This is a genomic window from Neisseria sp. P0020.S003, assembly GCF_051957095.1.
GTDB classification, from domain to species: Bacteria; Pseudomonadota; Gammaproteobacteria; order Burkholderiales; family Neisseriaceae; genus Neisseria; species Neisseria subflava.
Genome location: NZ_JBQCWU010000011.1, coordinates 22,627 through 38,891, shown reverse-complemented (window position 1 = coordinate 38,891; position 16,265 = coordinate 22,627). Strand labels below are relative to the sequence as shown.

Below are 16,265 nucleotides of genomic sequence, written 5' to 3'. Positions count from 1 at the left end.
GGCCTGCCTTTCAGACAAAGTTAAACTTGATACGGATGTACCAAGTCCGCCATTATAATTGACAAATCAAAGAAATATCAACAAAAATTTCAATTTAACTTCTTAAACCCATCATTTTTTTGGATGAAGTGTTGCCAAATATCTGAAAATTTTCAGACGGCCTAAGAATTTTATAAAAAACCGAACAGCCAAGCTGTTCGGTTTTTCAGTTCTTATTGAACTTTAATTTCTACATCTACACCTGCTGGAAGATCCAGTTTCATCAGTGCATCAGTAGTTTTGTCAGTCCAATCCACGATGTCCATCAGACGCAAGTGGGTACGGATTTCCAATTGCTCACGAGAAGTTTTGTTCACGTGCGGAGAACGCAAGATGTTGAAACGTTCGATTTTAGTTGGCAAAGGAATTGGACCTTTAACAACAGCGCCAGTACGTTTGGCAGTTTCAACGATTTCTTGTGCGGAACGGTCAATCAGACTGTAATCATAAGCTTTCAGGCGGATACGGATTTTTTGGTTTGCCATTTATCAATATCCCTCAATTAAGCGATTACAGAAGAAACCACACCCGCACCTACGGTACGACCACCTTCGCGAATCGCAAAGCGCAGACCTTCTTCCATAGCGATTGGCGCAATCAGTTCTACAGTAATGGTTACGTTCTCACCTGGCATTACCATTTCTACTCCTTCTTCCAAAGTAACTGCACCAGTTACGTCAGTAGTACGGAAGTAGAATTGTGGACGGTAGTTGGCGAAGAACGGAGTATGACGACCACCCTCTTCTTTGCTCAGTACGTATACTTCAGCTTTGAATTTGGTGTGAGGAGTAATGGTACCTGGTTTAGCCAATACTTGACCACGCTCTACGTCTTCACGTTTAGTACCACGCAGCAATACGCCTACGTTGTCACCTGCTTGACCTTCGTCCAGCAGTTTGCGGAACATTTCAACGCCGGTGCAAGTGGTTTTTTGGGTTTCTTTCAGACCTACGATTTCGATCTCGTCACCAACGTGGATGATACCGCGCTCTACGCGACCGGTTACTACTGTACCACGGCCGGAGATAGAGAATACGTCTTCGATAGGCAACAAGAACGGTTTGTCCACAGCACGCTCAGGAGTCGGGATGTAGCTGTCCAATGCAGCAGCCAATTCGAAGATTTTTTCTTCGTAAGCAGCGTCGCCTTCCAAGGCTTTCAGTGCAGAACCTTGTACGATCGGGCAGTCGTCGCCTGGGAAGTCGTAGCTTGACAGCAAGTCACGGATTTCCATTTCAACCAGCTCCAACAGCTCGGCATCGTCAACCATGTCGCATTTGTTCATGAACACGATGATGTAAGGCACGCCTACTTGGCGGGCCAACAGGATGTGTTCGCGGGTTTGCGGCATAGGACCGTCGGCAGCGGAACATACCAAGATTGCGCCGTCCATTTGTGCGGCACCGGTAATCATGTTTTTAACGTAGTCGGCGTGACCCGGGCAGTCTACGTGTGCGTAGTGGCGGGTTTCGGTTTCGTATTCTACGTGTGAGGTATTAATGGTAATACCACGGGCTTTTTCTTCGGGAGCGTTGTCGATTTGATCGTAAGCTTTTGCAGCACCACCGAATTTTTTAGCCAAAATAGTAGTCAAAGCAGCAGTCAGAGTGGTTTTACCATGGTCAACGTGACCGATGGTGCCAACGTTTACGTGCGGTTTGCTACGTTCAAATTTTTCCTTAGCCATGAGCTAATTCCTTTACATTAAAGATCGATTAAAGAACAGAGGCCGTCTGAAAAATCATTTCAGTCTTTCAGACGACCTATTTACCTGATTAGCCTTTACGGGCTTCAGTTACAGCAGCAGCTACGTGGGCAGGAGCTTCAGAATATTTCTTGAACTCCATAGAGTAAGTAGCGCGGCCTTGGGTTGCAGAACGCAGGTCGGTAGAATAACCGAACATTTCTGCCAGAGGTACTTCGGCACGGACTTTTTTACCGCCGATACCGTCATCATCCATACCCAATACAACGCCACGACGACGGTTCAAGTCGCCCATTACGTCACCCATGTATTCTTCAGGGGTTTCCACTTCAACTGCCATGATCGGCTCAAGCAGAGCAGGATTGGCTTTACGCATACCTTCTTTGAAGGCTTGAGAAGCAGCCAATTCGAAGGCCAGTTGAGAGGAGTCAACGTCGTGTGAAGAACCAAAGATCAAACGTACGCGTACGTCAACTACTGGGTAGCCTGCAACGATACCGTTAGGCAGGGTATCGCGGATACCTTTATCGACAGACGGAATGAATTCGCGAGGAATCACACCACCTTTAATTTCATCGATAAATTCGTAACCTGCACCACCCGGCTCCATAGGTTCCATTTTGATCACAACGTGACCGTATTGACCTTTACCACCGGATTGTTTAGCGTGTTTGTATTCGGCTTCGACTTCTTTGCGGATAGTTTCGCGGTAAGCCACTTGAGGCGCACCGATATTTGCTTCCACTCCGAATTCGCGTTTCATACGGTCAACAATAATTTCCAGGTGCAGCTCACCCATACCCGAAATAATGGTTTGACCGGATTCTTCGTCTGTACGAACACGGAAAGACGGGTCTTCTTTAGCCAAACGGTTCAAGGCGATACCCATTTTCTCTTGGTCGGCTTTGGTTTTCGGCTCAACGGCAATATGGATTACCGGCTCAGGGAATTCCATGCGTTCCAAGATAATCGGTGCGCTTTCCGCACACAAGGTTTCACCGGTAGTAACGTCTTTCAGACCGATAGCGGCTGCGATATCACCAGCACGTACTTCTTCAATTTCAGTACGGTCCGCAGCAGTCATTTGTACCAAACGGCCGATACGTTCACGAGTGCCTTTTACAGAGTTCAATACGGTATCACCGGACTTCACGACACCAGAGTAAACGCGGATGAAAGTCAGCTGACCAACGTATTTATCGTTCAACATTTTGAACGCCAATGCAGAGAATTTCTCTTCATCGCTGGCTTGACGGCTGTCGGCTTCTTCAGTGTTAGGATTAACACCTTGAACCGGAGGAATATCGGTAGGAGCTGGCAGCAATTCTACAACTGCGTCCAACATACGTTGAACACCTTTGTTTTTAAATGCAGAACCACACAACATAGGTTGGATTTCGCCTGCCAGAGTACGTTGACGCAATCCGCCTACGATTTCTTCTTCAGTCAGCTCGTCGCCGCCCAAGTATTTATCCATCAATTCTTCGCTGGCTTCTGCTGCAGCTTCAATCATGTTTTGACGCCATTCTTCAGCAGTTTCAACCAACTCAGCAGGAATATCGCCATAGGTAAAGGTTGTACCTTTATCAGCTTCGTTCCAGATGATAGATTTCATTTTCAGCAGGTCAACAACGCCACTGAAGCTGTCTTCTGCACCAACCGGAATTACGATAGGCACAGGGTTTGCGCGCAAACGGGTTTTCATTTGCTCAACAACGCGGAAGAAGTTGGCACCTTGACGGTCCATTTTATTTACAAACGCCAAGCGTGGCACTTGGTATTTGTTGGCTTGACGCCATACGGTTTCAGATTGTGGCTGAACACCGCCCACCGCACAGTAAACCATTACTGCACCATCCAATACACGCATAGAGCGCTCCACCTCTACGGTAAAGTCAACGTGTCCCGGGGTGTCGATGATGTTAAAACGGTGTTCGGGGAATTGTTTCGCCATACCGGACCAGTAGGAAGTTACGGCAGCAGAGGTAATGGTAATACCACGCTCTTGCTCTTGTTCCATGTAGTCGGTAGTAGCCGCACCGTCATGCACCTCGCCCAATTTGTGGGTCAAACCGGTATAGAACAAAATACGTTCTGTAGTAGTGGTTTTACCCGCGTCGATATGGGCGGAAATACCGATGTTGCGGTACAGGCTGATCGGGGTCTTACGAGCCATTTTATTAGCCTTTCAAAATTAGAAACGGAAGTGAGAGAATGCTTTGTTGGCTTCAGCCATGCGGTGTACTTCTTCACGTTTTTTCAACGCACCGCCGCGACCTTCGGACGCATCAATCAACTCGCCTGCCAAACGCAGGTCCATGGATTTCTCACCACGTTTGCGGGCCGCATCGCGAACCCAGCGCATTGCAAGAGCCAAACGGCGTGAAGGACGAACCTCAACAGGAACTTGGTAGTTTGCACCACCTACACGGCGGCTTTTCACTTCCACGATAGGTTTGGCGTTTGCAATGGCTTCGTTGAATACTTCGATTGCTGCTTTGCCGGTTTTTTTCTCGATTTGTTCCAGTGCACCGTAAACGATACGTTCTGCAACAGATTTTTTACCGTCAATCATCAATACGTTCATGAATTTAGTCAGCTCAACGCTGCCGAATTTAGGATCTGGCAGTACGTCACGCTTAGGGACTTCTCTACGTCTTGGCATTTTAATTTCCTTTAATCTATTCAGTTGGGTCAATTCCCATGAATACCCAATTGAGTATTCACTTACTCGGCCGTTGTTCAGCTTAGGCGGCCGACGTGCCTATTTGAGTCCCAATAATTATTTAGGACGCTTAGCACCGTATTTAGAACGGGCTTGTTTACGGTCTTTAACACCTGCAGTATCCAAAGAACCGCGTACAGTGTGGTAACGTACACCTGGCAAGTCTTTTACACGACCGCCGCGAATCAATACGACGCTGTGCTCTTGCAGGTTGTGACCTTCACCGCCGATGTATGAAATTACTTCAAAACCGTTGGTCAGGCGAACTTTACATACTTTACGCAATGCAGAGTTAGGTTTTTTAGGGGTAGTTGTGTATACACGGGTGCACACGCCACGTTTTTGCGGGCAAGCTTCCAGTGCAGGCACTTTGTTTACGTACACAGGCTTTTGACGGCCTTTGCGTACCAATTGGTTAATAGTTGGCATATTTTCTCGTCCTGTTGAGTTAAATACTTGCCGACACCATGTCGACAAGATTGGAATTATATTTTTATTGTAAGGGTTTAGTCAAGCAAATGACTGATAAAGTTTGGTGTTTTCCAATTTATGTCTAAATTTTAGAAACAAAGGCCGTCTGAAACATTCAGATGGCCTTTGGCATTTTAAACAAGTCCGCAATTTGGTTCTCTACTTATTTTCTCCATTGCTTTCCTTATTTATTTAGATGGCCTGAAACTCCACTCTCTTTTATGTCCTCTAAAAAATGAAACCGCAAGCCAGTCTTGCGGTTTCATTTTCACAATAATCCCGAGGGATTATTCGTCTGAAGCTTCGGTTTCAGAAGTTTCTTGATCAGCTTGCTGCCATTGTTGATGACGACTGCGGTGGTAGGTCAAACCTGTACCGGCAGGAATCAAACGACCAACAATCACGTTCTCTTTCAAACCGCGCAGCTCGTCTTGTTTGCCCATAATAGCGGCCTCTGTCAAGACGCGGGTTGTTTCTTGGAACGATGCCGCAGAAATAAAGCTGTCTGTAGACAAGGAAGCTTTGGTAATACCCAGCAACACGTTTTCGTAACGTGCCGGCTCTTTGTCTTCAGCCATGGCTTTTTCATTGGCAAGCATCACATCGCCACGCTCAACTTGCTCACCAGTAATGAACTCTGTATCACCGGAATCAACAATGTTCACTCGACGCAGCATTTGGCGGATGATGACTTCGATGTGTTTATCGGAAATCTTCACACCTTGCAGGCGGTAAACCTCTTGTACCTCTTGAACAATGTAGCGGGCCAATGCTTCGATACCTTGCAGACGCAGAATGTCGTGTGGGTCTACAGCACCGTCTACGATGGTTTCACCGCGGTTTACCACTTGACCGTCGTGTACCAAAATCTGTTTCTCTTTAGAAATCAGGGTTTCGTATGCTACACCGTCTACGTCAGTAATAATCAGACGCTGTTTACCTTTGGTTTCTTTACCGAAGGAAACGGTACCGGTAATTTCTGCCAACATACCTGCATCTTTCGGCACGCGTGCTTCAAACAATTCGGCTACGCGTGGCAGACCACCGGTAATATCGCGGGTTTTAGAAGACGCTTGTGGAATACGCGCCAACACATCACCCTTACCAACCTCCTGACCTTCACGGATGGTAATCACCGCACCGACCGGGAATGCCATAGAAACTGGGGTAGTGGTACCTGGGATGCAAATTTCCAGACCATTTTCATCCAACAGTTTGACAGTTGGACGCAACAGTTTAGAAGCACTAGAGGAACGACGTTTACCGTCAATCACCACCAGAGTAGACAAACCGGTTACATCGTCAGTTTGTTTCGCAACAGTAACACCCTCTTCCACGTTCTCGAATTTCACCGTACCTGCGTGTTCGGTGATCATAGGACGGGTATGCGGATCCCAAGTTGCCAAAGTTTGACCGGCTTTAATGGCTTCGCCGTCTTGTACCAGCAGGATTGCACCGTAAGGCACTTTGTGACGTTCACGTTCGCGACCGATATCGTCGTGAATCACTACTTCACAAGAACGGCCGATGACAACCAATTCGCCTTTGTTGTTGGCAACGTAACGCATTTGGCTGCTGAAACGTGCTGTACCGTTGGATTTGGCTTCTACTTGGCTGGCCGCTGCCGCACGAGATGCCGCACCACCGATGTGGAACGTACGCATGGTCAGCTGAGTACCTGGTTCACCAATGGATTGTGCAGCAATCACACCAACTGCCTCACCGGCGTTAACCAGTTTACCGCGTGCCAAGTCACGACCATAACAGTGTGCACACAGGCCATGACGGGTTTTACAAGTAATCGGCGTACGGACTTTGACTTCATCGACACCGGATTGGTCGATCATATCTACCAGTTTCTCGGTCAACAACGTACCGGCTTCAACCAAAGTCTCGCCAGTCGAAGGATCGACAACATCAGAAGCAGTAACGCGGCCCAAAATACGATCGCGCAAGGCTTCAATCACATCACCGCCTTGTACCACTGCCTTCATCACAAAGCCGTCTGAAGTACCGCAATCGTCTTCAACAACCACCAAGTCTTGGGTTACGTCTACCAAACGACGGGTCAGGTAACCGGAGTTTGCAGTTTTCAACGCGGTATCCGCCAAACCCTTACGCGCACCGTGGGTCGCAATAAAGTATTGCAATACGGTCAGGCCTTCGCGGAAGTTGGAGGTAATAGGCGTTTCAATAATGGAGCCGTCAGGTTTTGCCATCAAACCACGCATACCGGACAACTGTTTAATCTGAGCCGCAGAACCACGGGCACCAGAGTCAGCCATCATGTAAATAGAGTTAAAGGACTCTTGATCAACTTCGTTGCCGTCACGGTCGATGACTTTTTGTTTGGACAGGTTGTCCATCATCGCTTTAGCGATCTTATCGCCGGCACGACCCCAAATATCGACCACTTTATTGTAACGTTCGCCGTTGGTTACCAAACCTTGACGGTATTGGTCTTCGATTTCTTTAACTTCGGCATTAGCTTCAGCCAGCAAGGCTGCTTTTTCTTTCGGAATTTCCATATCGTCAACCGCAATGGAAATACCGCCTTTAGCCGCAAAACCAAAACCGGTATACATCAGGTGGTCGGCGAAAATAACTGTTTCACGCAGGCCGCAAAGACGGAATGATGCGTTAATCAGTTTAGAAATTTCTTTTTTCTTCAGCGCTTTGTTGATGTACTCGAACGGCAGGCCTTTAGGCAAGATTTCGCTCAACAATGCACGGCCGACAGTTGTTTCGTAACGGTTAACGACAGGCTCAAACTCACCTGCTTCGTTTTTCACCCATTCACGCAGACGTACGGTAATTTTCGTACCCAGTTCAACCTGTTTGGTATGGTATGCACGATGCACTTCTTTCACATCGGCAAACAAGCTGCCTTCGCCTTTAGCATTGATACGGTCGCGGGTCATGTAGTACAGACCCAATACGATATCTTGAGAAGGTACGATGATTGGTTCGCCGTTGGCTGGAGACAATACGTTGTTTGAAGCCAGCATCAACGTGCGTGCTTCCATTTGTGCTTCCAAGCTCAATGGAACGTGTACAGCCATTTGGTCACCATCAAAGTCGGCGTTAAATGCGGCACACACCAATGGGTGCAACTGAATCGCTTTACCTTCGATCAGGATAGGTTCGAACGCTTGAATACCCAAACGGTGCAGGGTTGGCGCACGGTTCAGCATAATCGGATGTTCGCGGATTACTTCTTCCAAGATGTCCCATACTTCAGGTACTTCTTGTTCTACCAATTTTTTCGCAGCTTTAACGGTAGAAGCCAAACCTTGTTTTTCCAATTTGTGGAAAATAAATGGTTTGAACAGTTCCAAAGCCATTTTTTTCGGCAGACCACATTGGTGCAGACGCAGGTATGGGCCTACGGTAATCACGGAACGACCAGAGTAGTCCACACGTTTACCCAGCAGGTTTTGACGGAAGCGGCCGCCTTTACCTTTAATCATGTCAGCCAATGATTTCAGCGGACGTTTGTTGGCACCGGTCATGGCTTTACCGCGGCGGCCGTTATCCAACAGAGAGTCAACTGCTTCTTGCAACATACGTTTTTCGTTACGAACGATGATGTCAGGCGCATGCAGTTCCAACAGACGTTTCAGACGGTTGTTACGGTTGATGACGCGGCGGTACAAATCGTTCAAATCGGAAGTGGCAAAACGACCACCATCCAATGGAACCAACGGACGCAAATCAGGCGGCAATACCGGCAGTACATCCATAATCATCCATTCCAGTTTCATACCGGAACGGTGGAAGGCTTCCAATACTTTCAAACGTTTGGCGATTTTTTTGATTTTGGTGTCAGAACCGGTAGATTCCAGCTCTTGACGCAGGATTTCGATTTCGCCGGTAATATCCAAGGTACGCAGCAATTCGCGGATACCTTCTGCACCCATTTTGGCATCGAAGTCGTCGCCGTATTCGTCCAGTTTGTTGTAGTAATCGTCTTCAGTCAGCAATTGACGACGTTGCAACGGAGTCATGCCGGGATCGGTTACCACAAATGCTTCAAAGTACAATACGCGTTCGATATCGCGCAAAGTCATGTCCAGTACCATACCCAAGCGGGAAGGCAGGGATTTCAAGAACCAAATATGGGCAACTGGTGCAGCCAATTCAATGTGGCCCATGCGTTCGCGGCGTACTTTGGACAGGGTCACTTCTACACCACATTTTTCACAGGTTACGCCTTTAAATTTCAAGCGTTTGTATTTACCGCACAAACATTCATAGTCTTTGACCGGGCCAAAGATTTTGGCGCAGAACAGACCGTCGCGCTCAGGTTTGAACGTACGGTAGTTGATGGTTTCAGGTTTTTTAACTTCGCCATAAGACCATGAGCGGATGGTTTCGGGAGAGGCAATACCGATTTTGATGGCATCAAACTCTTCTTCCATGCCGGCAGTTTGCAACGGATTAAATAAGTTCAACAAATTCATTTTTGCTCCTTGAAGGAAGTATTTTTACCGCATGGCGGATTTTCGATATTGGGAAACGGTACTTTCGATTTCAGACGGCCCAAATGCCGATTGCTTCATTCTTATTCTGAAACCGCTTTTTCAGACGACCTTAAAAGGCCGTCTGAAAACTTCTGTTTAGTAACGTTCCAAATCGATATCCAAGCCCAGCGAGCGAATCTCTTTAACCAATACGTTGAAGGATTCAGGCATACCGGCATCGATTTTGTGTTCGCCTTTGACGATGTTCTCGTACATTTTGGTACGGCCGTTCACGTCGTCAGACTTCACAGTCAGCATCTCTTGCAGCGTGTATGCCGCACCGTATGCTTCCAATGCCCAAACCTCCATCTCACCGAAACGTTGGCCACCGAACTGAGCTTTACCGCCCAGAGGCTGCTGGGTAACCAGACTGTATGGACCGGTAGAACGGGCGTGCATTTTTTCGTCAACCAAGTGGTGCAGTTTCAGATAGTGCATCACACCGACTGTAACCTTGCGGTCAAATGCTTCGCCTGAACGGCCGTCATACAGCGTGATTTGAGTTTTACTGTCGTTGAAGCCCAGTTTTTCAACCTCAGGATCTTCGCTTGGGTAAGCCAAGTTCAACATTTCGCGGATTTCAGACTCTTTCGCACCGTCGAATACTGGAGAGGCGAAAGATGCACCTTTACGCAGGTTGGAAGCCAATTCGATGATTTCTTCATCTGTCAGGCTGTCCAAATCTTCTTTCTTACCGCTACCGTTGTAGAGTTTGTTCAAGAATTCACGCAGCTCGCTGGCTTTGCGTTGTTCTTTCAGCATACGGTCGATGCGTTCACCGATACCTTTTGCCGCCCAACCCAAGTGAACTTCCAAAATCTGACCGATGTTCATACGGGAAGGTACGCCCAATGGGTTCAGTACGATGTCTACCGGACGGCCGTCAGCCATGTAAGGCATGTCTTCCACCGGCAGAATGCGTGATACCACACCTTTGTTACCGTGGCGACCCGCCATTTTGTCACCGGCTTGCAGACGGCGTTTGATGGCGATAAATACTTTCACCATTTTTTGTACGCCCGGTTGCAGCTCGTCGCCTTGGGTCAGTTTTTTCTTCTTGATCTCATACAACTCATCCGCTTCTTCGCGTTTTTGTTGCAGGCTCAATTTAATCAGTTCCAACTGTTTGGCCAAATCTTCGTCAGCCAGACGGATGTCAAACCAATCATGTTTGCTGGGCAGGCTTGCCAAATATTCGGTAGTGATTTCACTGCCTTTAGCCAGCTTCATCGGACCACCATTGGCTTTTTGACCAACAATCATACGCTCAATACGGTCGAATGCGTCATTATCGAAAATACGCAATTGATCGCCCAAATCTTGACGGTAACGTTTCAATTCAGAATCAATAATGGATTGAGCACGTTTGTCGCGTTGAATACCTTCACGAGTGAAGACTTGAACGTCGATAACGGTACCGCTCATGCCGGTAGGCATACGCAATGAAGTATCTTTTACGTCAGATGCTTTTTCACCGAAGATAGCACGCAGCAGTTTTTCTTCAGGAGTCAGTTGGGTTTCGCCTTTAGGTGTTACTTTACCTACCAAGACGTCACCGGCTTCTACTTCTGCACCGATATATACGATACCGGATTCATCCAAACGGTTTTGCATACGCTCAGACAAGTTCGGAATATCGCGGGTAATGTCTTCCGCACCCAATTTAGTGTCACGTGCAACAACGTTCAGCTCTTCAATGTGAATCGAAGTGTAACGATCGTCCGCAGCCACTTTTTCTGAAATCAGAATCGAGTCTTCGTAGTTGTAGCCGTTCCATGGCATGAAGGCAATGGTCATGTTTTGACCCAAAGCCAACTCACCCAAGTCGGTAGATGCACCATCGGCCACCAAGTCACCACGTTGCAACACATCGCCTGCTTTTACAGCCGGACGTTGGTTGATGTTGGTAGATTGGTTGGAACGGGTAAATTTAACCAAGTTGTAAATATCGACACCTACTTCACCGGCAGTCGCTTCATCATCATGAACACGAACTACAACGCGGTTGGCATCTACATACTCAACCACACCACCACGGCGGGCAACGATTGCAGTTGCAGAGTCAACGGCAACAGAGCGCTCGATACCGGTACCTACCATTGGTTTTTCAGGACGCAGGCACGGTACGGCCTGACGTTGCATGTTGGCACCCATCAACGCACGGTTCGCGTCATCATGTTCCAAGAATGGAATCAGAGATGCTGCAACGGATACCACTTGACCGGTTGCCACGTCCATATATTGAACACGGTCAGGCGTTGCCATAATGGTTTCGCCTTTTTCACGACAAGTAACCAAGTCGCCAATCAAATTACCGTCTTTGTCCAAGTCAGCATTCGCCTGTGCAATCACATAACGGCCTTCTTCGATAGCAGACAAGTAATCGATTTCTTCAGTTACTTTGCCATTGACAACACGGCGGTAAGGGGTCTCCAAGAAGCCATAATCATTGGTGCGCGCATAAACAGACAGTGAGTTGATCAAACCAATGTTTGGACCCTCAGGTGTTTCAATAGGACATACACGGCCATAATGGGTCGGGTGTACGTCTCGCACCTCAAAGCCTGCACGTTCACGAGTCAAACCGCCAGGGCCCAATGCAGATACACGGCGTTTATGGGTTACTTCAGACAATGGGTTGGTCTGATCCATAAATTGGCTCAATTGGCTGGAGCCGAAGAATTCTTTAATCGCGGCAGAAACAGGTTTTGCATTGATCAAGTCATGCGGCATCAAGTTCTCAGATTCTGCTTGGTTCAAACGCTCTTTAACTGCACGTTCTACACGAGCCAAACCACTGCGGAATTGGTTTTCAGTCAACTCACCCACAGAACGGACACGACGATTACCCAAGTGGTCGATATCGTCTACTTCGCCATGACCGTTACGCAGTTCAACCAATGTAGCAATAGAAGCAACAATGTCTTCAACACTCAGAACGTAACCACCTTTTTCAGCTGCACCAGCCAAAGTTTCGTTCAGCAAACGGCCATACCAAGAGTTTTGTTGTGCTTCAGACAATTTTTGTTCGTATGTGCGCGTATTAAATTTCATACGGCCTACGCGAGACAAATCATAGCTGTCTTCACTAAAGAACAAGCGGTTGAAGAGCTGTTCAACAGCTTCTTCGGTAGGCGGTTCGCCAGGACGCATCATGCGGTAAATCGCTACGCGTGCAGCTTGCTGATCAGCAGTTTCGTCTGTACGCAGAGTGCTGGAGATGTAGCCGCCTTGATCCAATTCATTGATATAAAGGGTCGTAATTTCTTTTACGCCATGGATATCAAGCTTAGCCAACAGTTCTTCTGTAATTTCATCGTTAGCAGAAGCCAATACTTCGCCGGTTTCCGGATCAATCAGGTCAGCAGCCAATGCTTTACCTATCAGGCTTTCTGGCTCTACATCCAGACGAGTCAAGCCTGCATTGGTAATATCACGGATATTTTTCGCAGTAATGCGTTTACCTTTGGCGACCAGTACATTGCCTTCTTTATCCAAGATATGAACTTTGGCAGTTTCACCTTTCAGACGGCCTGCAATCAGATCAGTTTGAACACCGTTTGAAGACAAATAGAAAGTTTCTTTGTCGTAGAAAATATCCAAGATTTGTTCATTGTTGTAGCCCAAAGCTTTCAACAAAATCGTAACCGGCATTTTACGGCGACGGTCGATACGGAAATACAGCAAATCTTTTGGATCAAATTCGAAATCCAACCATGAACCACGGTAAGGAATAATACGAGCAGAGAACAACAGCTTACCGGAAGAATGTGTTTTACCACGGTCATGCTCAAAGAACACGCCTGGAGAACGGTGCAGCTGGGAAACAATCACACGCTCAGTACCATTGATGACAAAAGAGCCACTTGGCGTCATCAATGGGATTTCACCCATATACACTTCGTTTTCACGAACTTCTTTTACAGTCGGCTTAGATGCTTCTTTATCCAAAATCACTAAACGGATACGGGCACGCAATGGAGCCGCGTAAGTAATGCCGCGCAATTGACATTCAGGAATATCGAATAAAGGCTCGCCCAATGTGTAATGCACAAACTCCAAGCGCGCATAACCGTTATGGCTCACAATCGGGAAAATAGAATTAAATGCTGCTTGCAGACCATCATCAGTGCGTTGGTCAAAAGCATTTTCCAGCTGCAAAAATTTCGCATAAGAATCAATTTGGGTTGCCAGCAGGAAAGGAACATCTAAGACATTCTCTCGCTTTGCAAAACTCTTACGGATACGTTTTTTCTCGGTAAACGAATAGCTCATATACACTCCGAAAAGCAATTTTAAATAATAGGCCGTCTGAAACAACGGCATGCATCAACCTGATATTTACATTTATTTGCAATGATTTTATAAAGACTATGCAAATAAATGTAAACAATGCCTGATGCTTATTTCAAGAAGCAAAATAAGGCTGGCAGAAAACTGCCAGCCTTCATAGGAAGCATCAAATTATTTGATTTCGACTTTAGCGCCGGCTTCTTCCAATTGTTTTTGGATGTCTTCAGCTTCAGCTTTAGAAACACCTTCTTTCAGAGTTTTAGGTGCACCGTCAACGATGTCTTTAGCTTCTTTCAGACCCAGGCCAGTGATAGCGCGGACAACTTTAATCACGCCAACTTTTTGATCACCGGCAGAAGCCAATACTACGTCGAATTCAGTTTTTTCTTCAGCAGCAGCTGCACCAGCACCTGCAGGGCCTGCAACTGCAACTGCAGCAGCAGAAACGCCAAATTTTTCTTCAAAAGCTTTAACCAGGTCGTTCAATTCCATTACGGTCAAAGAACCAACGGCTTCCAAAATGTCTTCTTTAGTAATAGCCATGCTATTTATACTCCAAATATTGTATTAAAAATAATTGATTAAATGAAACAAAATCGATTAAGCGGCTTCTTCGCCAGCTTTTTTCTCTGCCAAAGCAGCCAAACCACGTGCAAAGCCTGATACAGGAGCTTGCATAACGAACAACAGTTTGGACAACAGCTCTTCGCGACTTGGAATAGAAGCCAACTCAGCAACCTGAGCAGGATTCATCACTTCGCCATTGTAAGAACCAGCTTTAACGATAATTTTGTCATCTTTTTTCGCGAATTGGTGCAGCACTTTAGCAGCAGCAACAGCATCTTCAGAAGCAGCGTAAACCAATGGACCAACCATTTGATCGGCCAAACCTGCAAATGAAGTACCCTCTACTGCGCGACGAGCCAGAGTATTTTTCAGAACGCGCAAGTAAACGCCTTCTTTACGTGCATTCGCACGAAGCTCGGTCATGCTGGAAACACTGATACCGCGATATTCAGCAACTACGAGAGTTTGAGCGTTAGCAATTGCTGCGCCAATTTCCTCTACGGCCACTTTCTTGGTTTCAATATTGAGACTCAAGGTCTACCTCCCACTGTTTATAAACAGGATACCGAAATGATATCCCACCAGCGCGGTAACCTAAAAAGACATCTTACAAGCAATCTTGCAATGTGTTTCAGGACTACCGTCTGCGTAGGGCAGTTACGATTAAATCTTACGATCCCTACGGTCTTGGACATCTACTTAATTTTAAGTAGCCCAAATTCAGGCAATCCAGAAAATCTGGATCACCTGAAAATTTCTTTAGTTGTTCACGCTTGCAGTATCAACGCGAACACCCAAACCCATAGTGCTGGATACAGCAACTTTTTTCAGGTACTGACCTTTAGCAGCAGCAGGTTTGGCTTTAACGATAGCATCCAGCAACGCATTGAAGTTTTCTTTCAAGTCAGCTTCAGCGAAAGAAGCACGACCGATAGTTGCGTGAACGATACCGGCTTTATCTGTACGGTATTGTACTTGACCTGCTTTTGCATTTTTAACTGCTTCAGCAACGTTAGGAGTAACAGTACCTACTTTAGGGTTTGGCATCAGACCACGAGGACCCAAGATGGTACCCAATTGACCAACGATACGCATTGCATCAGGGGAAGCAATAACAACGTCAAAGTTCAGGTTACCAGCTTTGATTTCAGCAGCCAGATCTTCAAAACCGACAATATCTGCACCAGCTTCTTTAGCAGCATCTGCATTTGCACCTTGAGTAAATACAGCTACGCGAGTTGTTTTACCGGTACCTTTAGGCAGAACGACTGAACCACGAATAACTTGGTCAGATTTACGAGGATCAACACCCAGGTTGATAGATACGTCAACAGACTCGTCAAATTTAGCAGTAGCAGCTTTTTTAACCAAAGCAATTGCTTCATCGATTGCGTACAGTTTGTTAGCTTCAACAGAAGAGCGCAGAGCTTTCAAGCGTTTAGATACTTTAGCCATTATACAACACCCTCCACATCCAAGCCCATTGAGCGAGCAGAGCCGGCGATGGTGCGGACAGCCGCATCCAAGTCAGCAGCAGTCAAATCAGGCTCTTTAGTTTTAGCAATTTCTTCCAACTGAGCGCGGGTCAATTTACCCACTTTGTTAGTCAGAGGATTAGAACTACCTTTTTGCAGACCAGCAGCTTTTTTCAACAAGATAGAAGCTGGTGGGGTTTTCATCACAAATGTGAATGATTTATCTGCAAATGCGGTGATCACGACTGGAATTGGCAAACCAGGTTCCACACCTTGGGTTGCAGCATTAAATGCTTTACAGAATTCCATGATGTTCAAACCACGTTGACCCAAAGCAGGACCAACTGGGGGAGATGGATTGGCTTTACCTGCAGGAATTTGCAGTTTGATGTAGCCGATAATTTTCTTTGCCACTTAAAGGACTCCTAAAAACGGGTATAACGCGGAACCATTCCGCTTCCCAAACA

The 16,265-nt window shown here is 46.7% G+C and carries 11 protein-coding genes; all 11 read right to left on the bottom strand.

Features of this window, described 5'->3' with window-relative positions; genetic code table 11:
* Nucleotides 1-212: 212 nt before the first annotated feature.
* A complete protein-coding gene (rpsJ, locus tag ACTHTQ_RS07395; protein WP_002642322.1) occupies nt 213-524 on the bottom strand; it encodes a 30S ribosomal protein S10 in 312 nt (103 codons plus the stop codon).
* A gap of 17 nt (nt 525-541) precedes the next feature.
* Nucleotides 542-1,726, bottom strand: a complete 1,185-nt coding sequence (gene tuf, locus ACTHTQ_RS07390; RefSeq protein WP_002215366.1) for an elongation factor Tu — start codon at nt 1,724-1,726, stop codon at nt 542-544.
* A gap of 88 nt (nt 1,727-1,814) precedes the next feature.
* A complete protein-coding gene (gene fusA, locus ACTHTQ_RS07385) occupies nt 1,815-3,920 on the bottom strand; it encodes an elongation factor G (RefSeq protein WP_004565796.1) in 2,106 nt (701 codons plus the stop codon).
* An 18-nt stretch (nt 3,921-3,938) separates the two neighbouring features.
* Entirely contained in the window at nt 3,939-4,409 is a 471-nt protein-coding gene (rpsG, locus tag ACTHTQ_RS07380) for a 30S ribosomal protein S7 (RefSeq protein ID WP_003745196.1), read from the bottom strand.
* 117 nt (nt 4,410-4,526) lie between these two features.
* A complete protein-coding gene (gene rpsL, locus ACTHTQ_RS07375) occupies nt 4,527-4,898 on the bottom strand; it encodes a 30S ribosomal protein S12 (protein WP_002218431.1) in 372 nt (123 codons plus the stop codon).
* Nucleotides 4,899-5,227: 329 nt separating this feature from the next.
* Nucleotides 5,228-9,403, bottom strand: coding sequence for a DNA-directed RNA polymerase subunit beta' (rpoC, locus tag ACTHTQ_RS07370; protein WP_049328666.1), 4,176 nt, complete (start codon nt 9,401-9,403; stop codon nt 5,228-5,230).
* Between the two features lie 156 nt (nt 9,404-9,559).
* Complete coding sequence (gene rpoB / locus ACTHTQ_RS07365) at nt 9,560-13,738, bottom strand: DNA-directed RNA polymerase subunit beta (protein ID WP_440363553.1); 4,179 nt, start codon at nt 13,736-13,738, stop codon at nt 9,560-9,562.
* 189 nt (nt 13,739-13,927) lie between these two features.
* Entirely contained in the window at nt 13,928-14,299 is a 372-nt protein-coding gene (gene rplL / locus ACTHTQ_RS07360; protein ID WP_003677916.1) for a 50S ribosomal protein L7/L12, read from the bottom strand.
* 57 nt (nt 14,300-14,356) lie between these two features.
* Entirely contained in the window at nt 14,357-14,857 is a 501-nt protein-coding gene (rplJ, locus tag ACTHTQ_RS07355) for a 50S ribosomal protein L10 (protein WP_440363552.1), read from the bottom strand.
* A 225-nt stretch (nt 14,858-15,082) separates the two neighbouring features.
* Nucleotides 15,083-15,778, bottom strand: a complete 696-nt coding sequence (gene rplA / locus ACTHTQ_RS07350; protein WP_440363551.1) for a 50S ribosomal protein L1 — start codon at nt 15,776-15,778, stop codon at nt 15,083-15,085.
* Nucleotides 15,778-16,212 carry a 50S ribosomal protein L11 gene (gene rplK / locus ACTHTQ_RS07345; protein WP_440363550.1) on the bottom strand — a complete coding sequence of 145 codons (435 nt, stop codon included), beginning with the start codon at nt 16,210-16,212 and terminating at the stop codon, nt 15,778-15,780. The genes rplA and rplK overlap by 1 nt, the downstream gene beginning before the upstream one ends.
* Nucleotides 16,213-16,265: the final 53 nt, after the last annotated feature.